The sequence below is a fragment of the Acanthopleuribacter pedis genome, from assembly GCF_017377855.1.
Taxonomy (GTDB): domain Bacteria; phylum Acidobacteriota; class Holophagae; order Acanthopleuribacterales; family Acanthopleuribacteraceae; genus Acanthopleuribacter; species Acanthopleuribacter pedis.
Genome location: NZ_JAFREP010000020.1, coordinates 209,837 through 234,633, shown reverse-complemented (window position 1 = coordinate 234,633; position 24,797 = coordinate 209,837). Strand labels below are relative to the sequence as shown.

General features: G+C 59.3%; 15 protein-coding genes. 2 read left to right on the top strand and 13 right to left on the bottom strand.

Annotation, left to right across the window (positions count from 1 at the left end; genetic code table 11):
• The 8 genes from J3U88_RS21110 to J3U88_RS21075 all read right to left on the bottom strand — a co-directional run.
• Nucleotides 1-1,914, bottom strand: a 1,914-nt coding sequence (locus tag J3U88_RS21110; RefSeq protein WP_207860963.1) for a hypothetical protein, incomplete at its 3' end; no start/stop codon positions are given.
• A gap of 277 nt (nucleotides 1,915-2,191) precedes the next feature.
• Complete coding sequence (locus J3U88_RS21105; protein WP_207860962.1) at nucleotides 2,192-3,376, bottom strand: aminotransferase class V-fold PLP-dependent enzyme; 1,185 nt, start codon at nucleotides 3,374-3,376, stop codon at nucleotides 2,192-2,194.
• A gap of 95 nt (nucleotides 3,377-3,471) precedes the next feature.
• Nucleotides 3,472-6,351, bottom strand: a complete 2,880-nt coding sequence (locus tag J3U88_RS21100) for a hypothetical protein (protein WP_207860961.1) — start codon at nucleotides 6,349-6,351, stop codon at nucleotides 3,472-3,474.
• 412 nt (nucleotides 6,352-6,763) lie between these two features.
• The gene (locus J3U88_RS21095) at nucleotides 6,764-7,261 is read right to left on the bottom strand and encodes a 2-thiouracil desulfurase family protein (RefSeq protein WP_207860960.1); all 498 of its coding nucleotides are present in this window, start codon (nucleotides 7,259-7,261) and stop codon (nucleotides 6,764-6,766) included.
• A gap of 353 nt (nucleotides 7,262-7,614) precedes the next feature.
• The gene (locus J3U88_RS21090) at nucleotides 7,615-8,715 is read right to left on the bottom strand and encodes a 6-bladed beta-propeller (RefSeq protein ID WP_207860959.1); all 1,101 of its coding nucleotides are present in this window, start codon (nucleotides 8,713-8,715) and stop codon (nucleotides 7,615-7,617) included.
• Between the two features lie 333 nt (nucleotides 8,716-9,048).
• Nucleotides 9,049-10,554, bottom strand: coding sequence for an outer membrane protein assembly factor BamB family protein (locus tag J3U88_RS21085; RefSeq protein WP_207860958.1), 1,506 nt, complete (start codon nucleotides 10,552-10,554; stop codon nucleotides 9,049-9,051).
• A 173-nt stretch (nucleotides 10,555-10,727) separates the two neighbouring features.
• Entirely contained in the window at nucleotides 10,728-12,125 is a 1,398-nt protein-coding gene (locus J3U88_RS21080; protein WP_207860957.1) for a class II fumarate hydratase, read from the bottom strand.
• Nucleotides 12,126-13,346: 1,221 nt separating this feature from the next.
• Nucleotides 13,347-14,303 (bottom strand): histone deacetylase family protein, encoded by a 957-nt coding sequence (locus J3U88_RS21075; RefSeq protein WP_207860956.1) that lies wholly within the window; start codon nucleotides 14,301-14,303, stop codon nucleotides 13,347-13,349.
• Between the two features lie 747 nt (nucleotides 14,304-15,050).
• Here J3U88_RS21075 and J3U88_RS34725 point away from each other — a divergent pair.
• Both J3U88_RS34725 and J3U88_RS21065 read left to right on the top strand, forming a co-directional pair.
• The gene (locus J3U88_RS34725) at nucleotides 15,051-19,961 is read left to right on the top strand and encodes an SUMF1/EgtB/PvdO family nonheme iron enzyme (protein WP_207860955.1); all 4,911 of its coding nucleotides are present in this window, start codon (nucleotides 15,051-15,053) and stop codon (nucleotides 19,959-19,961) included.
• Nucleotides 19,962-20,235: 274 nt separating this feature from the next.
• Nucleotides 20,236-20,607, top strand: a complete 372-nt coding sequence (locus J3U88_RS21065; RefSeq protein WP_207860954.1) for a YccF domain-containing protein — start codon at nucleotides 20,236-20,238, stop codon at nucleotides 20,605-20,607.
• 6 nt (nucleotides 20,608-20,613) lie between these two features.
• On the opposite strand, the gene J3U88_RS21060 is transcribed toward J3U88_RS21065, so the two are convergent.
• From J3U88_RS21060 to J3U88_RS21040, 5 genes are all read right to left on the bottom strand, one after another.
• Nucleotides 20,614-21,492 carry a DUF72 domain-containing protein gene (locus tag J3U88_RS21060; RefSeq protein ID WP_207860953.1) on the bottom strand — a complete coding sequence of 293 codons (879 nt, stop codon included), beginning with the start codon at nucleotides 21,490-21,492 and terminating at the stop codon, nucleotides 20,614-20,616.
• Nucleotides 21,493-22,542, bottom strand: a complete 1,050-nt coding sequence (gene tsaD / locus J3U88_RS21055; protein WP_207860952.1) for a tRNA (adenosine(37)-N6)-threonylcarbamoyltransferase complex transferase subunit TsaD — start codon at nucleotides 22,540-22,542, stop codon at nucleotides 21,493-21,495.
• A 188-nt stretch (nucleotides 22,543-22,730) separates the two neighbouring features.
• A complete protein-coding gene (locus tag J3U88_RS21050) occupies nucleotides 22,731-23,195 on the bottom strand; it encodes an acyl-CoA thioesterase (RefSeq protein WP_207860951.1) in 465 nt (154 codons plus the stop codon).
• Nucleotides 23,192-23,611 carry an MmcQ/YjbR family DNA-binding protein gene (locus J3U88_RS21045; protein WP_207860950.1) on the bottom strand — a complete coding sequence of 140 codons (420 nt, stop codon included), beginning with the start codon at nucleotides 23,609-23,611 and terminating at the stop codon, nucleotides 23,192-23,194. The genes J3U88_RS21050 and J3U88_RS21045 overlap by 4 nt, the downstream gene beginning before the upstream one ends.
• 20 nt (nucleotides 23,612-23,631) lie before the next feature.
• Nucleotides 23,632-24,744: a potassium channel family protein gene (locus J3U88_RS21040; protein ID WP_207860949.1), complete on the bottom strand. Its 1,113-nt coding sequence runs from the start codon at nucleotides 24,742-24,744 to the stop codon at nucleotides 23,632-23,634.
• Between the last annotated feature and the right edge of the window lie 53 nt (nucleotides 24,745-24,797).

The following is a 24,797-nucleotide window of genomic DNA, read 5'->3' as shown; positions in this document are numbered from 1 at the left end:
GGTGTGTCGGCGAAGGCGTTGACGGGTTGGCTGCCGGCATTGGGGAAGGTCAGGCTTCAGGGTTTCCAGGCGCACCTCGTTTTGGAAACGGTAGCCGTCGACGGGGGGTGGGTAGGCGATGCCGGTGAACAGGACATGGGCGTTGCGGGTTTGGGTGCGGTCGATGTCCATGCGGGTATGGACCTCGAGGGAGCCGCGCATGCTCGCGGCGGGGTCGAAGGGATTTCGAAAGAGGAGCAGGTCGAGGGTGTGTTCGGGGAGGTCGATGGGGCCGGCGATGTGTTGGTGGCGTTCGCGGGCGTGGACGCGGGCCCAGGAGCCTGAAGGCGCGGTGGGCGCGGCGGTGACGGTGACCTCGGTTTGGGGTTGTTTGAGCAGCGAAACGACGGGGGGATCGATGGTGAGGGTGCTCAATTGGCTGAGCCCGAGGTGGTGGTCGCGGGTGCGCTGGATCAGGTCACCGACGGCGGGGAGGTTGGTCGCACCGGCGGGGGCGGCGAGCAGGAAGACGCCGGCGCGGGTGTCGACGGTGGCGGCGAGGGTTCCATTTAATAAGGATACCAAGCGCCAGCCGTCCTGCTCGGCGCGGAACAGGACCAGGGTGGCGCCGGCGGGTACGGTGTAGGGCAGGCGCCGGAAAACGGCCTCGATGCGGCCGCTGCCGCCGACGTCGGCCAGTTCAAAGCCGGCGAGCGGGGTCCAATCGAGCGGGAGCGGGACGGGCTGGGCCTGGGCGGTAAAAGGCGAGACACGGGGCGTGCCGGTGAATCCGCTGAAACGCAGATCGAGCTGGTCGTTCTGGAAAGGCACGGCGGTGGATTGGGGTGGGCCGCGCGGGGTCAGGCGCCAATCGGCAAAGCGGCGCCCGCCGCCCGCGGGGGTGTCGAGGCGGCGACGGGCCTGGACGTAGGTGGGATCGCGAATTTCCAGGGTGACGGGCGAACCGGAAAGGGCGAATTGGTAATCGCCGTCGGGCCCGCTGACCAGGTCTTGGCTTTGCAACGGGGTGCTGACCCGCAGGGCGACGCCGGCGAGGGGGCGGCTGTCGCGGTCGTCGAGCAGGGTACCGTACCCGAAGGCGGGGAAGGCGATGTGGACAAGGTGCTCGGTGCTTGCGCTATTGCCCCAAAGATCCTCGGCCTGCACGGAAAAACGCAACAGCGTTTCGTTCCCGTCGGCGACCTGTTGGATTTGGAAGGGGGCACCGTCCTCGGCTTGATGCAGCGCGGTTTGGTTAAGGCTGACGCGGTAGGTGGCGATGTGTTCGGGCTGGGCGAAGGAGACGGCGAAAGTGAAGTTGTCGCCGGCGGCAAGATGGTCGGGGGCGGTGATGATGGGTTGCGGCGGCTGATCGTTAAAAGAGAGGGTGATGCTTTGTTCGGCGCTGTTGCCGGCGCGGTCGGTGACCAGATAGGTAAAGCGGTTGTCACCGGGTTGAAGGGCGAGGTCGGGGTCGCGGAAGGCACCGTTTTCCAACACGACGGGGTTGCCGTCGCGGGTGAGGGTGAGCCGGTCGTCGTGGTCGTCAGCGACCCGCCCGACGAGTGTGTACGGGGTGCGGTTGACCCGCGCCCTGTCGGAAACGCCGGTGAGGGTCAAGGTGGGCGGTTGCGTGTCGCGGGTGAGGGTGATGCCGCGTTGAAACGGGGGATCATCGCCATGGGTAGCGGCCAAAAAGAAGCTGTTAAAACCGTCGTTCAACGCAAGGCCGTGGGAAAAGGTGCCGTCGGGATTGACGGTGACGGCCAGCGACCCAAGCGTCACGACACTGTCGGCGGGTGTCACGGTCCCGGAAAGGGTGACGCTGTCCTCGCGGGTGAATTCAGGCAAGGGGTCGAGTATAACGGAAGGAGGGTTTTGGGCGAAGCAGACGGCACAAGCCAAGGCAAGCCAAACAAAGAAGGACCGCGGCATAACCACACACCTACAATTTAAAAAAATGAGCCATTGCCCCGTTAAGAGAGGACCCCCCAAGCAGGTGCCGCAACAAAGTTATCGAAGAAGTGCAAAACAGGGCGACGCCGTTCGGTGTGGGGTGTGCGATATTCGGTTTTTAACAGGGGTTTGGATTAGGTTCGTATTTTAAAGGATAACCCGTGTTTTGTGTTGTTTTCTTTTTTTGTGAAGCATGTCTGTTTTGTGTGGTTTATTTCTTGCGTGGTTTAAGTTGTTTTTTGAGAAATGCTTGTGTTTAGTCCGCCACTGCTTCGCAAAAACGTTCGATTTCCGCCTCGGTGTTGTAATAGTGAACCGAGGCGCGGGTGACGGTGTTCAGGCCGCGCGGGGCGAAGTCAAGGCGGCCGGTTTGCACGGTGCTGACCGACACGTTGATTTTTTGGGCGAACAGGCGTTTGGCCAGTTCGGGGCATGGCTCGTTTGCCTTGGTGAAGGTGACAATGGCGCATTGGTTCCGGCCCTGGTCGTGGACGGCGACGCCGGGAATGTCGCGTAACCGCCGGCGCAGGGTGGCGGCCAGGTATTGGTTGCGGGTTTGGATGGCGTCGAGACCGATGGCCATGGCGTATTCCGCGGCGTGACGGAGGCCGATTTTGCCCGCCAGGTAGCTCTCCCAGTTTTCGAAGCGGCGTGCGCCCGCGCGGAAGACGAATTGGTCGACGGCGGTCCAGGTCGCCGAGTGCAGGTCGATGAAGGGTGGGTCGAGTTGGTCGATGACGGCGTTGCTCACGTAAAGGAAGCCGGTGCCGCGCGGGCCGCGCAGGAACTTGCGACCGGTGCCCGACAACATGTGGCAACCGAGGTGCGCGACATTTAAGGGAAGCTGGCCGGCGGATTGGCAGGCGTCGAGGAGGAACAAGATGCCGCGGTCGCGGGCCAAGGCGCCTACATCAGCCGCGGGATTAATCAGGCCGCCCTGTGATGGGATGTGGGTGAGCGCAATCAGTTTGGTGCGTGCGTTGACACGCTCGGCCATGGCGTTCACGTCAACCTGGCCGCTTTCATCAGAGGGAACGAGGTCGATGGCAACACGGTGTCGTTTGGCGACTTGGAGGAAGGCCATGTAATTGGAGGCGTAGGCGACACCGTGGGTGAGGATGCGGTCGCCCGCTTGCCAAGGGACGGCGTAAAAGGCCATGTCCCAGGCGCGGGTCGCGTTTTCGACGTAGGCGATTTCCTCGGGTTGGGCGCCGAGCAGTCGCGCGAAAACGGGGTAAAACGCCTCGTGCGCTGCTTCGGTGAGGTCGGCGGCCTCGTAACCGCCGCGGGTGCGCTCCAGTTCGAGGTGATCGACAACGGCTTGATGAACGGGATCGGGCATTAAGGACGCGCCGGCGTTGTTGAAATGGAGGATGTCGCGGCAGGCGGGCGTTTCGTTACGGTAGTGTTCCCAATCGATGGTGGCTGATGCTTGGGTCACGGTTCACCTCTTGCTTTGTGTTGCCGTGACTCTAACATAAAAAAAAGCGCCGGTAAGGACCGGCGCCGTTGGGATGGTTTTTCTCGGTGTTTCGCTTAGTCGAGCACGTATTCGAAGCGAGCGGCTTCAGGAGACAGGGCGCGGTCGGGATAGAGGTCCTCGACGACGCCGGTACCGTCGTTGTTGCGGCCTTTGAAGAACATCTGGAGCCGGGTCGGGTTGTTCATCCAGGGACGGGGAATGAAGATTTCTCCGTAGTTGCTGAACCAGGAGTAACCCACGGTGCCCAGCCAGGTCCAGGCGCCGCTCCACTGGGATTGGTCGTCGCTGTCGAAGCGGTACAGCCACTGGCCTTCGATCATGTATTCCGCGCCAAGCGGGAATGCGTCGCTGATGCCGGAGTAACCGGTGGTGCGGTCGCCGTCGGTGTCGATGAAGACCTGCAGGAAGTAATCGACCTGAATCAACCCATAGGCTTCGTAGAGGAAGTAGAGGTTGTTGGGATCGTGGGCGGTGGTGACGGAACGCCAGTCGATGTTTTCAGCCTGACCGGCGGGGAGGTTGATGTCGTCGGCGTCCTCGGGGAAGGCGGTCAGCGGTGCGAAGTCCGCGGCGCTGCCGTCGCCGACGGTGATTGCACCTGCCGCCACGGGGTTGGTGACGGCGGCGGTGCTGTAGCTCTGGAAGGCGTTGCCGCCGGCCGCGGCGGCGGCGCCGTCGGGAACATAATCGGTTGCGTCGACGCCGTTGGGCAGCGCGATGCTGTTGCCCACAAAGACGGCGCGCAGTTCGGCGGGATTGCCGAGTGCGGCCAAGGGCAGCGACAGCTCAACGTGGGGATCGGTGCCGACCTGAACGTCGGCCCCGGTGGCCACCCAAGCTTCGTTTTCACGACGGTACAAGCTACCGCTTTGCACCAGGTAATCGGCGCCGATTGCGAAGTTCCCGTAGTTGGTGAAACCGGTTGAAAGGTCGTTGTCGGTATCGAGGTAGAGGTTGAAACCCCAGGTGTTGAAGGTGGTGAAGGACTCGAGTTCGTAGGCGACAAACAGGCGTTCGGCGTCGTGGGCGAAACGCAGGTCGAGCAGGTCGATTTGCGCGCCCGCGACCGGGTGGTCAATGTCGGCGCTGTCACCAATGAACCCGGTGAAGTCGGCCCACTCGGACAGGTCGCCGTCAAGCACGATGCGCCGCGTCGGATGGCTGGGAACGGCGCCGAGGGTTAAGCGCTGCACGTTGGTGTTGGTATCCTCGTGGCCGTGGGCGTCGCGGGCGCGGATCCAGAAATACCAAGTACCGTCGCCCAATTCAGAAACGGTGGTTTGGTAGGGGAAGGCGTTGCGCGGGTTGTGGTTGTAACCCTCGCCGCGATCGATGTCCGCGGCGTCGAGCACGCGTGATTGGGCGGTACTGATGGTGTCGGCGGTGCCGTAATAAAGCACGTATTGAACGGGCAGGGAGGCATCCTGAGCCACATCCCAACGAATGATCGCGGTACCGGCTGCATCACCGGCGACGGCGGCCTGGGCGCCGACGCGGACGGCCTCGTCCACGGCACCGTCACCGGTCAAATACAACCGCGCGGTGCTGTTCCAAACGGGGGCCTCGGTGTCTTGAGCAACCACTTGGTCCAGGGCATTCACCATGGTCAGGTTGACGGTGTTGAGGTTGCCGTCGTCGGCGAGGTAGGTGGTGGCGCCGAAGGCGGCGCGGGTTTGCGCGATGACGGCGTCGGGAACGGCCTCACCGTATGTGGTGGCGCGGCCGGAATCGTATTCAAGGGTGAAGACGGTAAAACCCTCGGGTCGGGCCGCCTCGGCCAGGATTTTGGGCAACTGCACCAAGCGGTTGTCCGTGTAGAACTCGCTTTCGCCCAGGGGCCCTTCGTTGGTGCCGGGTGCGCTGTCGTAGAGGTAACTCTCGAACAAAAAGGCGTTGATGTAAGGGGCGATGGAATCATCGATGGGGAAGGCGCCGGTGGCCGGGCTTTGCAGGCCGGCTTGGAAGTAGAAACCGCCGCGGTTGGCGAAGATCTTGTCGTCCGCGAAGTCGGGATCCTCGGCGATGTTTTTGATGAGGGTTTTCATGGCGGCCTGGGTCCAGGGGTACCAGTTGATGTCCTGATAGGGACCGGCGGTGTCGATGGTGTCGAAGAAAAAGCCGTCCATACCGAAGTTTTGGGTGCGGTCGGTGAGCAGGTTTGCGTCCGCGGGTCGGTCACCGACGATTTGTAACAGACCGGCTTTGGTAACGCGATCCGAGAAGGGGGCGCCGCCGCCGATGCGCATGGTTTTCAGCATTTCCAACCAAAGGTCGTCGGGATAAACCATGTAGCCGAGGAAGTTGGTGTTGAGGTCGGCGACGTTGTCTTCCAGCGGGTTGCAGGTGGCCAAGACCAGGTCGGGATTGGTACAGGTACGGGTGCCGCAGTCGCGTTCGACTTCGAGGTAGGGCGCGGCGCAATCGGTGGTGTTCCAGCGTTGCGTTTCCACGTCGATGTAGTACGAGGCCATGGGGCCGCCGCCCTCGGGGTGGGACGGTACCAGGCGGCCGTCGCGCAAAACCCGCGGGCCGGTGTTGTCCTCGGGGCGAGGGCTGACCCAGGGCGCGGTGCCCAGGGCCAAGAAATCTTCGCCGATGCTGATGTAACCGAACACGTAGGCGACACCGGGATCCGCGCCGCCGTTGCGTGATTCCTTCAGCTTGGCCACGATTTCGGGGGTGAAGTTGGGTTGATTGGGTTGTAAGACGACGACGTCGAAACGGCGTAAGTCGTTGATCAGTGCTTGGTTAACAACCTTGTTGTGCGCGGCGTCGCGGGTGTAGTAGTCATCCCCGTAGTAAACGATGAATTTGCTGTCGGCATCGATATTTGCCAACGGGCCTTTGCCAAGAAGGGGGTGTGAGAACGATAAGAAAAAGGTGGTGACGATCAGATAGGACCAAACCCTGGGAAGGGTGGCGAAGCCATTCATAATGTGGACTCCTCAAAATTGCTCGGTTCGGCTGAACCGGGAACGCATGCAGCGCGGGTGAGGCCGAGTGCGGCGGCTTGGTTGCCGGTTCCGCGGAAGTGCAAAGCGGCGCGGAGCCGTTAGGCCGCAATCCTTACGCCTGTTGCGCGTGAAGCAGAACAGGCGCGGTAGCTGGGCCGATGCCAAGGTCGCCGGTGTAGATGGTGAACCGCGTTTGGATCCGTGCTGAGCATCCCGTTTTTAGAAAACGGGAAAGGAGCGTTTCCGGCGAAAAAACGCTTTAAGGCGGCACGAATTGAAGGGCAAGCTCCGCGCGTTCACTGCTAACACGATCCAAGTTAATGGATGCGCCGATGCAATGTGTTTCTTTTGAGGAGAATGTGGTCAGATTCACGTTCGGCGGGTGAGCCGCCTAACGTTCGCCGTTTAATTCGGCGAAAAAGGCTCCGGCTTCATCGAGCTGGTTCTCGTGGAAGACGCGAATACCGTTTTGTTCAAGCAGGGTCGCGGTGACCCCGGAGCCGGGAATTTGGGTGCCGTTAAAACCGCCGTCGTAAATCATACCGACCCCGCAGGACGGGCTTTTGGCCTTGAGCACGGCCATGGTGACCCCTTCTTTTTTGGCGAGGGCCAAGGCCTGCTCGGCACCGCTGACGAAGGCTGCCGTGACATTGTTGCCGGCGTTGGTTTCAACCACGGCGTCACCGCGCAGCACCGCGGCGCCGTCACCGCCCTGGATCTCGGCCGGGGGACGGGGGATGGGCAAACCGCCCGCGATCTCGGGGCAAAAAGGGACCAAACGGCCTTCGTTTTGCCAGCGGATCAGGTGGGGGTGTCCGTTTAATTTATCGCGACCGTCATGGCGTACTTTTTCGCCAACCAAACAGGATGAAATCAAAATCCGTTGCATGAGGACCTCCAGGTGCAGCGCGCATTATGTCAGATTCAATCCCAAAAGGAAAACCGCACGCGATGGATCGCGTGCGCTCGCGGGTTGGCGGATGGTTAGCATCGGTGACACCCGTTGTTGCAGTTCCATGGTTTTTTCCTTCATCGGGTTTGGCTAGCCCGCATTGCGCCCTGTTGTGAGCAATGCGGGTGAAGTGCATCCACATGTGCTGCACCTTGGGCAGGCCGCGGAGGGGGCGCCGACCCATAATCCAAAAGCCAAAAAACAAAGCCGCCCGTGGTTTCCCACGAACGGCTTTTCGAAGACCCAAAGTTACGTTGTATCAATGCGGCCGACCCGGCCGCCGCCGCACCTTAGCGCGAGATGCTGATCGAACGGGAACGGCTCCAGTCCTCAATCGGGTGGCCTTCCAAAAAGGCTTTGACCTCGGCTTGCGGAACACGGGCCAGACCCGCTTCGTCACCGTCGTAGGTCACCACGTAACCGTGGCTGCCGACAAACCCGGCAATGCGCTGCAGTTCGCGCCAGCTGTAGGGGTTGTCACCCTCGTTGCCGTCGCGGTCCAGGGTAATAGAGTAATCGTTGTCGTCGGGACGACCGCGCCAACGATTGACGACCAAATTGCCCTTGGGATCCGTGCGAATCTCACGGATAATCGGGAAAAAGTCGGGAAAGTTCTTTTTGATTTTACCTTCGCCAATCCCCTCGCGTTTCAGGAATTGCGCCGAGTCGGCGAACTGCTCTTGGGCCCATTCGGTATCGAAGGGAACCGGCTTGGCGTCTTTGCGAATGGTGCCGGTGATCTTGCCGGTAGCGCCGTCGATGACCTTGACTTCAAATTTGCGCGGGTCGGGGACCAGGTAGATGGTGTTGCCGTCGGGGGCGACCGCGAGCATGGGTGCCAGCGACAACGGGCTGTATTGGCCTTCGATTTCCCCGTTGTTGTTATTGATGCGCAGCCCTTGGTTGAACCAAACAACATCGGGCAGTTTGGCCGCGTTCTGTTCCGTGGCGAATTCGTCTTTGCTAAATGCGACCTGACCCGCTTTCCCATGGCCGGGTTCGGTGGTCCAGGTGAACCAACCACCACTGCCGCGAACCATGCGCAGACCACGCGCGGGCAGGGTCACTTGCTTGAGGAAGGTGCCTTCTTTGTCGAAGATGCTGATTTTGCCGCTTAACTCGTCGTAGATGAAGAGGTGGTTGTCGGCGAAGCGGAAGTAGGTGGGGAAGGTGAATTCACCGGGACCCTGTCCCCGCTTGCCGATGTTTTTGATGAGTTTGCCCTCGGCGTCGTAGTACTGAATGCGTGATTCATCAAAGTTGAGAATATAAACAGCGCCGTCCTCGCGAACGGCGATCTCGTCGACGTCCATGCGTTGAAAAATGTCGGTCGTCTCGATGTGAAGGTCGCCGCTAAAAAGGAGCGTGGCTGCTAAAAGGTAACTGATCAAGAGATCCTCGCTTGTGGTGAAAATAGGGCGGGTCAAAACCCCGCGGCCGGTTTGGAAACCACGTTAAATTCCGATGAACGGGTGGCGATATGGGTTCAGTCGTGGCGGCGGGTCAAAAAGTTTGAGCCGGTCCGCATTTTTGCCAAATGGCCGCTCGGGTCGTGGAAACCGCGGGGGTATGGCATTAAACCCGTGTGATTGACATCCGCGCTGCTTAACGCATGCCGGTCGGTGATCTCACAAAAAATTGGGACAAAGAACCAAGCCGCCTTTCTTGCCGGCGCCGAATGCCGGCAAGAAAGGCGGGGTTGGCTTGGGGCGGCGAGGCCGCGCTTATTGGAAACAGACGATTTTGCCTTTTTCGTTGACCGCCAGCACCGCGTTGCTGGTGACGGCCGGGCTGCTTTTAACGGCCGCCCCCGCGAGTGCGTTCGATTTGGCCACCTGTTTGCCGGTGAAGGCGTGCAGCAACAGGAGGTTACCTTCCTGGGTGCCGACCAAACATTTGTCCTTGAACAGGGCGGGCGAGGCGAAGATCGCTTGCTCACTGACCTTGGCCGCGAACATCGGGGCGCCGTCAATCAGGGAGCGGGCCTGCAGGCGACCTTCGTTGTCGCCAAAATAAAGTAGACCGTTGGCGAGGGCCAGGGACGAGGTGGGCGTGTTGTCGAGTTCTTTTTTCCAGATGATGGTGCCGTCGGTGACCTTCTGGGCGACCAACGTTTTGCCAAGCGCGCTGTAGATCACCCCGTTTTCCGCCGCAGGCGTGGGCGTCAGGAAAAAGTCGCGGTTGACGAAGCTCAGCGACATATCGCCGTCGCCGGTGAAGTCGGCTTTACCCGCGGCGGCCGATGCCGGCCAAATCCGTTTGCCGCTGTCCGTATCCAGTGCGACCAGACCGCTTTTTTCCGTCACGAAAATCGCTTTGCCGTCAACCAGGACCGGGGTTGCATTGGCCGCGCCCAGTTCGGGTAAATCGACCTTCCAGTTGACGCGCAGTGGCAGCTTGCCGAAAAACCCTTTTTTGGTTTTGATTGAAAGGACCTGGTGGTCGCGGGTTGTCGCCAAAAACGCTTCTTCCGAGATCAGGGCCAGCGCGACCGCGTAGCTTTCCAGCGAGGTTTCGCCTTTTTGCTTGCCGTTTTTGATCAGGTACCCGTTGAACAGACCCGCGTCGTTGCCCATGAACACATGGCTCGCATTGGCCACCGGGCTGACGGTGGAACCCATGCCCTCCGCTTGCCACAAGAGTTTGCCTTGCTTGAGATCGATTGCGTTGAGCAGGTGGTTGTTGGAGGAAATGTAGAAGCGGTCGCCGTAAATGACCGGCGAGGCTTTGATGCGGTCGGCCAGGTCCAATTCCCAGGCTTTGGTCAAGCTGGTGCGATCCACCGCATCGACCAAGCCGCGCCGAGAACCGTCGCCCTGGAAGGCTTCCCACACGGCGCTCGCCGACGTACTTTTTGGGGTCGGGCTGATCGTCGGCGCATCGGCACCGACCGCCACCGAGTGATGGCTGTAACGGCCGTCTTTGTAGCCCGTCACCACCCAATGGTCGCCTTTCACCTGGAGGTCGCCGCCCGCGGGAACCGGCTCACCGTTGACAAACCACGCCATCTCGCTGTCGGGTGCGGTGAAGGTTGGAGTTTTGGACGCCTTTGGTTTGGCCGGGGACGGCTTCGATTGGGTAGGCTCGCGCGTCGCGGGTTGGCTGTTGGTGGTTGGCTCGGCCGCGGGCGCCTTGCCCTGGAGTCGGTCGAGCGCGCTTGGGTCGACCATGAAAAAATAAGCGGCGGCGCCGGCCACCATCAGCACCAAAATAAGCACAACGTATTTCATAAAGGGCTCCGTCCTCGGCAGTCAAAGATTCCGGCCCGTGATCCAGACGGGCGCGGCCTACACGCAAATCCGAGCATCCTACCACAGTTACGCGATTTACCGTCGTACCGGAAGCCGATGGGCGGCACTGTTTGGGTGCCGCCCCACCCATGGGTGGATCCCTTTTGGGACGCTTAGCTGATAAAACCACCACGGGTCATTTTCATGGGATCCAGGTAGCTCTCCAAGTCCGCATCGCTCAAATCCGTCATTTCCTTGGCGACGTCTTTTAAGGCTCGGCGCTCTTTAAACGCCTTCTTCGCAATGGCTGCACCCAAATCGTAACCAATGACCGGGTTCAAGGCGGTCACCAGAATCGGGTTTTTCTCGACCAAGGATTTAATGTGTTCCTCGTTCACGGTCAACACTTCAACCGAACGTTCTGCCAAGTTGCCACTCACCTTGCCCAAAATCTCAATCGATTGCAGCAAGTTGAACGCAACCACGGGCAACATCACGTTTAACTCGAAGTTACCGGACTGCGCGGCAACGGTGATGGTCGCGTCGTTACCAATCACTTGTGCGCAAACCATCGCCGTCGACTCCTCAATCACCGGATTCACCTTTCCTGGCATAATTGAGCTACCTGGCTGGATCGGCTGGAGTTGTATCTCGCCGAGGCCGTTGTAGGGGCCCGAATTCATCCAACGCAGGTCGTTGGCGATCTTGAGCAGGCTACACGCGTAGGTTTTCAACTGCGCACTGGTTTCGGCCGGGGCGTCGACCGTTGATTGCGCTTCGAAATGGTCGGGGGCTTCGATGAAGCTGTAACCTGTCACCTCGGACATGCGCGCGGCAAACTTGAAACCGAATTCGGTGTGGGTGTTAATGCCGGTTCCCACCGCGGTGCCGCCCTGGGGCAACTCGCTCAGACGGACCATGGTCGACTCAACCCGCTTGCGACCCGCGCGAACCATGGATGCGTAACCACCGAACTGCTGGGCGAAGGTGATCGGCATGGCGTCCATCAAGTGGGTACGGCCCGTTTTCACTACACCGGCCAATGCTTCACCCTTGGAACGGAACGCTTCTTCCAAACGCTTCAGGCCGGGCATCAAGGTTTCGTGGATCGCCAACACCGCGGAAACACGAATCGCGGTGGGTATCACGTCGTTGGAACTCTGACCATAATTGACATGGTCGTTGGGGTGCACATCCACATCTTTTCCGTCGCTTTTGGCCAACTCGGTCGCGCGGTGGGCAATAATTTCGTTGGCGTTCATGTTGGTGCTGGTACCGGAACCTGTCTGGAAAATGTCGATCACGAAATGGCTGTCGTGGGTTCCGTCAATTACCTCTTGGGCTGCTTTACTGATGTAATCGGCAACCTCGCCGTCCAAACAACCCAACTCGGCGTTCACAACGGCCGCCGTTTGTTTAATCAAACCCAGTGCTTTAATGAAATCGCGGTTGAAACGAATCCCGCTGATGGGAAAGTTGTTGTGGGCGCGTTGCGTCTGTGCGCCGTACAGTGCGTCGCGTGGCACCTCGACCTCGCCCATAGAGTCTTTTTCGATTCTCGTTTCGCTCATGATGTGCCTCTTTAATGAAGTGTTGTACAAACAGGAAGCCGCGGAGGGGCGCCTCATTATACATTTAGGAAGCTGGGATGTGCGCAAAGCGGTGCACCGTTGCTTGGTATTCCTTATTTCGCAGGACAAGAGGCTGCAATGAGGATGGCGAGGGTTTGTTGTGCCTTTGCGGGGTGGATGGTGCATGCGGATAAGGCCGTGGCTTCGGCTTTTCGAATGTGCGATGCATGACTGATGCTGTGTAAAACCATTAAAATCAGGCTATTTTGCATGACTGTCACCGGGTCGTCTTCAGCGCGTTGTTTTTGATGGGTTGGGCGTCCCTTTTTGCAGCAAGGCTGGAAACGTGATCTTGGCTTGCGTACTTTACTTCCGCGGCGTCGGGCTTTCTCGGTACAAGCGCAAGAGGCTCTGGATCGAGTCCCATCAACAGGGAAGAAGCCTATTCAGGGTTCCAGCAGAGGCGGAAAACCGCGGGCAGGAACGCGAAGCAAACGGAGGGAAAAACGCACCATGAATGGCTTTTCGCCCCAGGTTCAGCGCGTTGTTTTTGATGGGTTGGGTGTCCCTTTTTGCGTCAAGGCTGGAACGCGACCCTGGGTTCCCTATTTTCTTCCGAGGCCGCGGTCTTTTCAGGCACAAGCGCATCAGACTCTGGATCGAGCCCCATCAACAGGGAAGAAGCCTATTCAGGGTTCCAGCAGAGGCGGAAAACCGCGGGCATAAACGCGAAGCAAACGGAAGGAAAAATGGGAGGGACCCGCCGCTGCGAAGCGGCGGTGGGAGGGGCCGGGTTTTCCTGGAGTGGTCCTTGAGGAATCGGCGTTGGCGCTATCATGAAAGCAGCCGACGGGCATCCTGTGTCGGATATTCAGTAATTCCCCGTCGGCGTAAGCTCGAATCAGCGCCATAAGGCGATTGGTCAAGGATGCGGATGATCCCGTGGGAAAAACGCACCACCAATGGAATTTAGCTTTGTCTCTGTCCCATTCCCTGTCGCCAAAAAATACAAAGAATCCAAACAACAGTCGGCTGGAACCTTACTACCTAAGAAGCGCTGACGCGGTGATTTTAGCTAAACTTCTGGGCTCCAACGGCCTGTAAAAATGCTCACCGCACCCACTGGGTGCGCGTCGTGCGCGACCCCGGCCCGCTTTTTCCAAACCATTTCGCTCCAGATTTTTAGCCAAAATCCCTTGCTCTTATCGCGCTTCTTAGGTATTACCCCTGCATCGCGATCAGGTGTTGCTCTACCGATTTTGCCAGTGCGTCCAGGTCGTAGCCGCCTTCCAGCACCGAAAGGACCCGGCCTTGGGCGTGGGTTTCCGCCGCGCTGCACACCATTTTGGTCATCTCCGCGAATCCTGCTTCCGTGACGTGCATCGAGCCCAGTGGATCGTCGTGGTGCGCATCGAAACCCGCCGAAATAATGAACAGGTCCGGTTTGAACTGGTCGCAAACCGTTTGCAGATCCGCCTCCAACGCGTGCAGGTACTCGCGGTCACCGCTGCCCGCTTTCATCGGCCGGTTCAGCGTGAAACCGTCGCCGTCCTTCAAACCCCGCTCGCTCGCTTTGCCCGTGCCCGGATAAAAGGGAAATTGATGGCAACTATAATAAAAGACGCTGGGGTCCTCGTCGAAAATGTGCTGCGTGCCGTTGCCGTGGTGGACGTCCCAATCGAGGATCAACACCCGTTCCGCCAAACCCTTTTCCTGGGCGTACCGCGCCGCCACCGCCACGTTGTTGAAAATACAGAAACCCATCGCGTGGGAAACTTCCGCGTGGTGGCCCGGGGGGCGCACCCCGCAAAACACCTTCTGGTGGCTGCCCGCCTGCATCAAGTCGAGCCCGATAAGGGTCGCGCCCGCCGCCAGCTTGGCCGCTTTCAGCGAGTCCTCCGAAACCGCGGTATCCCCGTCCAGGTAGCGGCCGCCCGTGCGAATGGTGTTGGTCACGAACTCCACGTAACCCAAAGGGTGGACCCGGGTCAGATCCTCGTCGTCGGCCAAACGGGCGTGATGTTCCGACAAGTCTTGGATTAAACCGGTTTTGGTCAGGCGGCGGTCGATTGCGCCCAAGCGCTGGCTTCGTTCGGGATGGCCCAGGCCGGTGTCGTGCTTTTGGCACTCGGTTGGTGAAATATAAGCGATGGTTTTTACCGAACTTTTGGTCGTCATCCGCGAACTCCCCCGACACGCGGCCCCGAACCGTTGCGCCTCATGCTGCTTGCACGAAACCGACCGCCGCGTTTTGGAAACAGGATTTTTCGAAAATCAAGGCCGGCCACCCATCGGGTGGATCGCGTTTTTGGCGATCAATGCGCCCGCGTTCCCGCACTTGAATTTTCGATCTTCATACTAACCGAAAATCGGGGGAATTGTGAGCTGTTCCACACTTTTTGTGGCCGCCCCGGTGAGGGCGTTGCTCCGCCGCCCGCGCTTCTTTATCATGGGTGTTTTCGCTCTTGACGGTAATTTGACGAACCATGGTTTGGTTTCTGCCGACAGTTCGCCCGCATTTCTCACCAGGAATTCGGCTTCGTAGCAGAATTCCTGGTGAGAAATGCGGGGTAGCCGCTGTTTTCGGTTTTTATGTGGGCAGGGGCTCCCCGTGCTTTCGGGTTAGGCTTCCTGTTTTCACATGCTTCGCGAAATTGTCACCCTGCCGGCCCGATGGTAGAATAAGGGCCTCTTGCAGTAAACCAACCAAGGCGTCCGACCTGTTCGGGGGTTTCGTTGGAGCGGGCGGTTTCCCGAGGTGCTCGGGTGCAACCTGTCACGGTCTCCAATTCACCCCGCCGCGTAGGTTTTTCGCCCCTCGTGCTTTAGTGTCACCGTCCCGGCTCGATAACATAACTAGCTCGGTTCTTCGCCGACCGAACCCGGGAAACAACGCCATTTAATCAATCTTACGTGGGAGCCTACATGATCGGTGCAACGATTGATCAGTTCAAAATTGTACAAATGCTGGGGAACAATGCCGCCGGCGAGACTTTTTTGGCTGTACATGTCTCAGACGGTGCCAAGTTCGTGCTCAAGGGAATCTCACCTCGGCTGCTTGCGGACGAAACCTTTCGGCGCACCCTCAATGACGATGCCGTCGAGGTCATCAAGTTTGAACATCCCAATGTGATTGCACTCATTAATGTGATCGAGGGCGAGGGCCGTACCTTTTTGGTGCGCGAGTATGTCGAGGGCCAAACCCTGGACAGCATGATGCGCACCCACGGCCGCTTCCCGCTGAAACAAAGCGTTGACATTCTCAAAGGTATTCTGAAAGGTATCGGGTACACCCATTCCGAGGGGAACCTTCACCGCTTCCTCAACCCCTCCAATGTGATTGTGACACCCGAGGGCGATGTCCGTGTTTGGGGTTTTGGCTCGGTGCTCCAGCATGCTCGCGAACAGATGTTCACCCCGCTGGAGAAACTTTATTACGGCCGCTACTTCTCAGCCGAGCGCATCCGTCAGCCTGAAACTACCGACATTCGCGCCAATATTTATTCCGCCGGCGCCATCCTCTACGAACTGGTTACCGGGGAACCACCCTTTAAAGGCAACGACTGGCCCCATTTGCAAGAGGCCGTGCAGCGCGATCCACTGGTGCCGCCGAGCGAGCTAAACCCCAGTGTTCCGCCCGAGCTGAATCAAGCGATTCTCCGCGCCCTGGCCAGACAACCGGAGGGGCGCTTCCAAAACGCCATCGAGTTTTATAAAGACATCGCCAAGACCCAAGCCGCTTTGCCCCATGAGGCGTCGGTGGTGGCTATGCCCAGCGGGGTCGACGCTTTTGCCAACGGGTCCGGGGACGATAACGAGGACACGGCCTCCGACCTGGCTTTTAACCTCCCCAGCGAAAAAGACGCCCTCGCCGCCTTTGACGAACCCGGTGACAACTTGGCCGGCTTTGATATGGAACAAACGGTTCGCGCCCAATCTCTAAGCGGGCTTCAAGCCCAAGCGCGGGAGGGCGGTTTGGCGGTGGGTAACGAATGGTCCGGTGAAACGCGGCCCGTCGACGCCTTCGGCAATCCCGAACCGCCCCAAAACGACCCCTTCCAAACCACCAATGATCTCGATCACCTCAACTTCGGTGCGGCCGGCGGTAGTATGGACGACGGTGGCGCCGACTTCGGCCAAATGGGCGAAGCCGATTTTGGGTTGGAAACCTCGGACGGTGGTCAGATGGGCGGGGATAGCTCGATTTCCGCATCCGGGAGTCTCGATTTCGGGGGCGTGGCCGAGGAGAAAAGCGACGACCTGTTCGACGCCGGCGAATTAACCGCCGGGCTGGATTTCGGCGAAGAAGACCTGAGTAGTTTTAGCCTCGGTGATGCCGCCGATTCACAGACTTTTGGAAGTGAACCGGATTCGGACTTGGGCGGGCAGGACTTTGGCTTCGCCTCGGCCTCTGAAGCCGCCGCGGATCCAACTCAGTCACAGGGTGGTGTCGGCGACTTTGGCGGCGGGGACCTCGCCCAACAAGCCGGCGGGAATGAGATTGCCGACAACGGCGGTTTTGATTTCGGCAATGACGGCGCATTTGATTTCGGTGGCGACGCGCCACCTGCCACGGAGAACGCAAGCATGGGTGGGCAAAAAGATTTTGGTGGTGGATCCGGGAACAACGATGGATTCGATTTTGGCAGTGATCAAGCAAAAGACGAACCCTTTGGCGGTGGCCCCACGGATAACCCGGCCGGGTCCGATCCTTTTGGCGGTGATCAAGCCGGTGGTGATCCCTTTGGGGGCGACACCATCGCCGGCGATCCCTTTGGCGGTGACCCTTTTGGCGGAAACCCCGCCGGCGGCAACTCAGGTGGTGACGGCTTCGATTTCGGCGGCGGCAATGAAGCCGGCGGCGGAGACGGGTTTGACTTCGGTGGCGGCAATGAAGCGGCGGGCGGAGACGGATTTGACTTCGGCGGCGGCAATGAAGCGGCCGGTGGTGGCAACGATCTCGGCGGCGATTTTGGCGGTGGCAATGATTTAGGCGGCGACTTCGGCGTCGGCGGCAACGATCCCGTGGGCGGAGACGGATTTGACTTCGGCGGCGGTGGCAACGAGCCGGCGGGCGGAGACGGATTGGATTTCGGCGGCGGCAATGATCTCGGCGGCGATTTTGGCGGTGGCCCCGGCGGCAACGATCTCGGTGGCGATTTCGGTGCCGGTAATTCAGGCGGCTTTGATTTCGGCGCTGACGACGGTGGCAGTTTCGACCTTGGCGGTGACGATGCCGATTTCGGTCTCGGCGGGGGTTCTTCCGTTCCCATGGATTTCGCCAATGATCCCGCCTTTGACCAAACCATCGGCGGTGGTGAACCTCCCGCGATGGACCCCACTCCCGATCCTGCGATTACCCACGGCGGTTCTGATCTCGGTTCGGTTAATAACCAGGTCGGCGGTTTTGATTTTGCCGAGGGCTCGGCCGGCACGGCCGGCGCAGATGGTGATGATCCGTTCGGCTTTGGGAGCGACGCCGGCGGTGGTGACTTTGATTTTGGTGGCGACAACGCTGTTGCCGATTCCTTTGAGTTTGGTAGCGAAGCGGCCGGTGCCGGTGGGGGAGATGCCTTCGATTTCGGTGGTGACCCCGGCGGTGCCGCCGGCAGCTTTGATTTCGGCGCCGAGGAAGCCCCCCCGGCCGACGCGGGCGATTTTTCTTTTGATGACGCGGGCGGCGCATTTGACTTTGATGCGGTTGATGAAAAACCCGCCGCTCCGGCGAGCGCGGCACCTGCCGAAGACTTTAGTGATTTTGGCGAGGGTGGTTTCGATGATCCCTTCGCCGGCGACACCGGCACGGGTGGTTCGGCTGAACGCGTGACCACCGATGACGGCGCCTTTAGCTTTGAAGCCGTTGAGGAAGACGGCGGCGCGGCGCAGGGTTTGGCTGAGAACCTTGCCAAGGCGGAAAAGGACCCCGCGGAAAGCGGCGAGCAAAAGGTCGTCAAGGCGCGTCGTGTCTTTCGGTTTGATCCCAAAATGTTGGCAATTACCGTGGGCCTGGCGGTTGTCGCCGTTGGCGGCATCATCCTCTGGTTGTCCGGCAATGCAAGCAAGAAACGCGAAGAGGCGATGATTGCCGAGGTGCAAAACCTGATCGATACGCGCGAGTACCGTCAGGCCCTGGGCCGTATCGACACCCTGTTGGGCGACGATCCCGGTTCCCGGGTGACGCAACGGTTGCGCTCGTTGCGGGGCAAGGCCGAAACCAAAATTTCCGAACAATCGGCTCAGGTAGCCGAGTTGCTCAGCCGCGCCAATGCCTACCGCGAGGAAGGTAATGGTTTGGTTGACGGCAACAACGACGCGTACGGTACCTATTACCGGGTTCTCGGTCTCGAGCCTCAGAATGGGGTTGCCAAGGGCGCCGCGGACGAAATTCGCCAAGAGGGCTTGAAACGTGTTGACAGCTTGCTGGGGCGCAACGAAGAACTGAACGCGCTGAAAATACTCGCCGCCTTGTTTAACGCCAACAAAGGCGACGTCGAGGTGCGCGACCAGTACAACCAGCTCAAGCAGAAACTTAAGGACGAGCAGTCCGGTGTGTTGCAGGAAAAAATTGAGACGCTCTACGCGCGCAATGATTTCCTAAAAGCCGTGCCTTTTTTAAACGAACTGGAGCAAATTGATCCGGCCTCCAAGTATTTGAAGAAAACCAAACCCTTGGTGTTACAAGGTTTGGTGGCTGCCGGTCAAGACGCGGTTTCTCGCAAGCAATTCGACTTGGCGCGGGATTCCTACGCCGGCGCCCTGTTGCTGGCCCCCGGCGACGCGAAAATCGAGCGGCTCGCCAAAGAGGTCCGCGAGGAAGAGTTGAGCTTGGAGATCACCACGGTCCAGCGCAACCTTGAACGCGCCATCGCCAACAAACAATACGACCGTCAATTCAATTTAGCTAATAAACTCAGTGAGTTAGAGCCAGGGCACCAGTTGGCCACGGATGCGATGGACAGAATCACCAAGGAGATCGCGCGCCTGGAATCCGTGATTGAAGAGAAAAAAGCCGCCGGCCGTTTCAAAGAAGTGGCCGACACCTACGAGGAGATCTACCGAATCAACAGCTCGGAGGCGACGCGGGCGCAGTGGCAAAAATACCGCGCCTGGGCGCCACCCGCGGGGATGTCCTACGTACCGCTTGGCTCTTTCATCATGGGCAACAATCGTTTTAGCGCGACCAAACCCAAGCGTCGGGTTTATCTGGGTTCTTACTACATTGACAAGCACGAGGTGACCAACGGCGAGTTTTTGGCCTTTGTACAGGCCAACCCACAATGGGCACCTGGCCGCATTGCCGCGGACAAACACGACGGCAATTATTTGGCCCACTGGCGCGGCGGCCGTCCCAGCGACGACATGATGAATCGACCCGTGCGTTTTGTGTCCTGGTACGCCGCCGAGGCTTACGCCCGTTGGAAAGGCAAGCGTTTGCCGACCGAGGCCGAATGGGAAAAAGCAGCGACCGGCAACACCAAAGGCCTGAAGTACTGGTGGGGTGACTATTCTGACGCCAAGCAGGCGGTTTACGAGTTTTATCCCGAAAAGCGCCCCGCCAAGGTGGGCTCCTTCCCCGAGAACGGTTACGGGGTTTTTGAAATTCTCGGCAATGTGGAAGAGTGGGTGGCCGACACCTACGATGAAACCTTCTATCGGCGCGCGGGTGAAGAGAATCCGGTGAACATGGATGAAGGTTCCTTGAAAACCTACCGCGGTGGTTCGTTCCGCAGCCGGGGGCGCGACCTGACCGTATTCTCGCGCAATGGCGCCGATCCTCGTACATGCAATGACTTTACCGGCTTCCGCTGTGCCCAGGATGCGCGCGCCATGGAATAAATTCGGCCCTTGTTGCGCGCCCTTGCGCCTTGCAGGGTGGGTCTCTTTTGGCGGGTTGTTTGTAGCCGGCGCCGTTTTTTACGGCTGCCGGCCGGCAACTTTTTCGCGCTTTGTGCCGATAAACCAAATAGCGGCCTCGCCCGTTAGACCGTCCGACTGTTTGTCGGCGGGATCGACAGGCGGATCATAGGAACTGCACCAAGGGTGGTTGGTGCGGTTCGCCGCGCGTCTCTTTTTGAACCGCGGATGTTCAACCCGGCATCAGGAGGAAGCCATGTTGATTTTGCAGTTACTCTACTTTTTAACCATTGGCTGGTGGTTCGGCGGATTGGCCGCCATTTTGGGTTACCTGCTCTGTTCCACCATTATTGGATTACCCTTTGGCGTGGTCCTGCTCAACCGATTACCGACTTTTGTGTTCCTGCGCGAACCCGGTGAGGAAGTGTACAGCGACCACACCCATCCTTCCGAGGAATTGCCGCTTTTGTTGCGCATCGTCTGGTTTTTTGTGATTGGCTGGACGCTGGGCATGGCCGCTTTGGTCGTGGGTTACGCGCTGGTTTTGACCGTGATCTTCTTGCCTTTCGGCTTGTGGGTGCTGAATCGGGTTCCCAAGATGCTGACCCTCAGCATGCACTACGGCTAACCCTTTCTAAAACAAAGACAACTGCTCTTCTTGCGGCGGTTCGCTCTCGACCGGCCATTCCGGCTCGGGTGCGACCGCCGCGAGTTGTTTGCGCAGGATTTGGTGAAAGCGGCGCCCCAATTCCGGGGCGCGTTCGTCGTCGGGCGCTTGGTGCAGGAACACAAACGGCCGTCGCCCCTGCCTGATCCAGGCGGCCACGTGCGCGGCCCAATCCGCGACCACCGCGTCGTCGTTTTCGATGTGGGGATCGCCGACAAAACGCAGGATCGGCGTCGAACCCACCGGGTGCGTTCGGCGCGGCACCGTGGGTTTTTTGCGTTGGGCCGTGGCAATGGCCGCGTCCACATCGCGCAACGCCATCAAACGATGGGTATCAAAAAAGACGCGGCTCACACCTTGACCGATCAACATCTGGTCGAGGGCACGTTCCCAGTCAGGCTGGAACCATTGGGGATGGCGTACTTCCACCGCGTACTCAAAGTCGCGCGGCAGGCGCGAGAGGAAGGTGAACAGCCGTTCGCCGTCGCAAAACGAGGGCGGCAACTGCAAAAAAAACGGTCCCAGCTTGCGGCCCAAGGGCAGCAGGCGCGTGAAAAAGGCATCGCATTCGGCATCGGTCTCGAGCAGTTGCAGGTCGTGGGAAACGATGCGCGGAAATTTGAAGCAGAACCGGAAATGGGCCGGTACCGCATCGCGCCACTGCAACACCGTGTCGGCCTTGGGCAAGGCGTAGAAGGTGGTGTTGCCCTCGACACTGTTAAAGACCGAGGCGTACTGGCGCAGGTAATCGCGGGGTTTGCAGTCGGAACGGAAAAATCGCCCGACCCAATCGCGGTTGGCCCACATCGGGCAGCCGGAATAAAAAAGCGGGTTGGAATCGGCCATTTAACGACCCGTTAACAGGCGCACTTCATCGAAGGCGTTGAGGCGTACCTCGGGGTTGAGGTCGAGGCTGCCGGTGATCCCTTGCTGAAAGAGGTGACGGCCTTCCGCCGCGATCATGGCCGCGTTGTCGGTACTGAGCTTGGGGGCTGTGATGTAGGTCGGCAGGCGATATTTGTCGCCCAATTCGCGGAAGGACTGGCGCAAATGACTGTTGCAGGCGACCCCGCCGCCCAGTGAGAGCGAGGCGACCTTTTCGACTTTTAGTGCTTGGCGCACGCGTTGCAGTAGGTGGCGTACCACCGCCGATTGGAACGAGGCGCACAGATCGCGGATCGCCTGACCCTCTGGTTCGGAGAAGCGTTGTGGATCGCGGCGTAATTGGTGGGCCGCCGCGGTTTTGAGACCGCTAAAACTGTAGTCCAGCGCGCCGTCGCTAAAACGCGGCATGTTGAAGGGGAACGCCTTGGGGTCGCCGCTTTGGGCCAGCTTGTCGACAATGGCGCCGCCGGGAAAGCCGAGATCCAGCATTTTTGCCAATTTGTCAAACGCTTCGCCCGCCGCGTCGTCGCGGGTTTTGGCGAGCAACACAAAATGGTCCGGGGTTTCCACCAGGAACAGGTGGGTGTGGCCGCCGGAAACGATCAGGGTCAGCGCGGGCAGGGGCAGGTCGCCATGCTCCAAAAACAAGGCGCGAATATGGCCGCGGATGTGGTTGACCGGGACCAGCGGCAGGTTGCGCCCGAAGGCCAGTGATTTGGCGAAGTTGACCCCGACGAGCAGGGACCCAATCAGACCGGGCCCGTGGGTCACCGCGACCACATCGATGTCGTCCAGGCCGATTTGGGCTTGGTCCATGGCTTGTTGGAACACCACGGGGATGTTGCGAAGGTGGGCGCGGCTCGCCAATTCGGGGACCACCCCGCCGAAGGGCGCGTGTTCTTTGATTTGCGAGGAAACCACGTTGGCGAGAATGGTGCCCTCGTTGTTGATCACCGCAATGGAGGTATCGTCACAGGACGATTCAACGCCCAAAAAAATCGTTGCTGCCAAGGCTTGGTACACTCCCGGTTTTGCGACCCGCGGGCCGCGAAAGTGCCGTTATTCTAGCGTAGATTGCCGTAAAGCGAGAGTATCCTTGACCCATTCGGGTCGACACCTCAATAACGCAAGTGGCGCTTGCGCTTCGCGCTTTTCTCGTGGGAACCGTGAGGCATATGCTGATGAAATCCGAACCACGGTTACCGTGCTTGTTTGGCGGGTAGCCATTGGAAAGATTCAGCGCGCGGCATCCATTTCATCGCGTCGGCGAGTTCTTCCGGGGGGACGCGGGTTTTGCGTGCTTTGAGGTCCAGCCAGGCGCCGTCGCTTTGGAGTTGGGCCAGGGGTTCACCGGATTCATTGAAGAAGCGGTTGAGCAGGGAGAAACGGCGCGCGTCTTCGCTGAGGGCGGCGATTTGCAGGTGGACGCGATAGCTATCCATCAGGTGGGATTCCTTAAAATACTGCATGGTGTCTTGGAACACGACCGGGCCGATACGGAGCTGGGCGAAGCGTTCGGCTGAAAAGCCGTGTTCGCTGAGGAAACACACGCGCAAGTGGCTCGCCCGTTCAAAGTAGGCCGTGTTGCGCATGTGCCCGTTGAAATCGATGTCTTGCCATTCAACTTGGTAGGTGCGGCTAAAAGAATCGTGGGGTTCATTCATGGGAGAGACCTCTTTTGTCCTGATGGGTGGCCGGCCAGCAGTTCTTTTTGTTTCTTTTTGCTCAGTTTCTCGAGGGTCAGCCGGTGGGCCATACGCAACATATCGCAAAGCTGATCGGGTTGGAGCACATCGATACGCTCGAGCAGCACCCATTTGTAGCGGGCGAGGTAGGGCGCGGGTTGGATGCCCTCTTTTTGGGTGAGGATATCGAACAGGCCGGGTTCGGTTTTAAAAGAGAGGCGGGGGACGCCGTCCTCGCCGTCGACCACCGGCGCCTCGGCGCTACAGGTTTTGGTCACCCGCGTGACGGCAAACATTTTATCGCCCACGCTGTACACCAAATTGTTTTCCCATTTGATGTCAACCGTAACGGCGGGTAGGTCGCGCAAGAACGAATCGAGTTGTTTAAATTCCATGGAACGTCCTCCAAGTGGGGTCAGGTTTTGATGTGCCATTGGCCTTTGAGGTAGTGTTCGTATTCGCGGGTGGGCGGGGTGAGTTGGGCCAGCTTGTTGAGGGTTTCAATCGTGGCCGAAACCACAAAACTACAGCCTGCCAACAACATTACCTCGTCGCGTGGGTGGAGTTGGAACTCGCCTTTGCGGCTGAGCGCGAGGACCGCGACTTCGAATTCGTCTTCCAACTGACCAACGGTGCAGCCGACCAGGCTGGATTCGGGGACCAGGTTGAATTCGGTGATGGTGATCAGGTTGCGGTTTTGGCCCACATCGAAGGCGATGGCGTGGTCCAGTGGCGCTTTGGTCGAGGCGGCGGCAAAGGCCGGGGCCGCGATGTCGGGGATGCTGAAGGCGGTGTGGATGTCGAACCCGGTGCGCACGTTTTCGGCCAAACGGGTGTCGGCCATGCGCAGGACGATCTTGAGTTCGGGCACCATGCGCCGTGCTTCCAGCGCGATGCTCAGGTTGGTCATGTCGTCGCTGGTGCAGGGCACAATCGATTCGGCATCTTGGATGTTGGCTTGGGCGAGGATCTCCGGTTTGTGGGCGTCGCCGATGATGACCGGAATCTTTTGATTGCGAAAGTGTTCGATGTACTCGTTGTCGGGATCAGACTCAATCACGACCACCTCGTGATCGAGGTCGCGGACGCGTTCAATCACGCGCTGGCTGATGCGACCCAAGCCGCAAATAATGATGTGATCGTTGTACGTTGACGCCATGGCAGCTTCCCATAAATCTCGTTTTAATAAAGTGTTGCCCAATCGAAAGATACCTTGGCCCAGCACCAAAAAGCCGGAGATCGGCACCAGGAAAAAGGCCAAACGTGCCAAACCCGCCTTGGGGAAAGGCAACGGGGATTCAAACACAAGCAACATGAACACGGTGTAGACGGAACTGACCCAATCGAGACCGGCGCCCGTACCTGGGTCGCGGTAATTGAGTTTGAGGTCGACCACCGCCCCGACAAAAATCATCAGAAAGGTGAAGATCAAGGCGCCGAACCCGCGCGAACCGGGCATGCGGAAAAAGGCCAGCACCGGACGGCTAAGGCGATTGGTAATGCGGCGAACGTTGGGCGTAATCTGCATGGCGCCTCTGCGAAAGGTGGGTGTGGGTTGTGACAACCACGCGCCGATTTTAG

What these genes read in the sequence shown, in the direction of transcription:
- J3U88_RS21065 (WP_207860954.1), top strand. Translation starts at nt 20,236, where the DNA reads ATGTTGATTTTGCAGTTACTCTACTTTTTAACCATTGGCTGGTGGTTC.
- J3U88_RS21075 (WP_207860956.1), bottom strand. Translation starts at nt 14,303, where the DNA reads ATGACGACCAAAAGTTCGGTAAAAACCATCGCTTATATTTCACCAACC.
- J3U88_RS21085 (WP_207860958.1), bottom strand. Translation starts at nt 10,554, where the DNA reads ATGAAATACGTTGTGCTTATTTTGGTGCTGATGGTGGCCGGCGCCGCC.
- J3U88_RS21080 (WP_207860957.1), bottom strand. Translation starts at nt 12,125, where the DNA reads ATGAGCGAAACGAGAATCGAAAAAGACTCTATGGGCGAGGTCGAGGTG.
- J3U88_RS21100 (WP_207860961.1), bottom strand. Translation starts at nt 6,351, where the DNA reads ATGAATGGCTTCGCCACCCTTCCCAGGGTTTGGTCCTATCTGATCGTC.
- J3U88_RS21095 (WP_207860960.1), bottom strand. Translation starts at nt 7,261, where the DNA reads ATGCAACGGATTTTGATTTCATCCTGTTTGGTTGGCGAAAAAGTACGC.
- J3U88_RS21060 (WP_207860953.1), bottom strand. Translation starts at nt 21,492, where the DNA reads ATGGCCGATTCCAACCCGCTTTTTTATTCCGGCTGCCCGATGTGGGCC.
- J3U88_RS21045 (WP_207860950.1), bottom strand. Translation starts at nt 23,611, where the DNA reads ATGGAATTTAAACAACTCGATTCGTTCTTGCGCGACCTACCCGCCGTT.
- J3U88_RS21050 (WP_207860951.1), bottom strand. Translation starts at nt 23,195, where the DNA reads ATGAATGAACCCCACGATTCTTTTAGCCGCACCTACCAAGTTGAATGG.
- J3U88_RS34725 (WP_207860955.1), top strand. Translation starts at nt 15,051, where the DNA reads ATGATCGGTGCAACGATTGATCAGTTCAAAATTGTACAAATGCTGGGG.
- J3U88_RS21040 (WP_207860949.1), bottom strand. Translation starts at nt 24,744, where the DNA reads ATGCAGATTACGCCCAACGTTCGCCGCATTACCAATCGCCTTAGCCGT.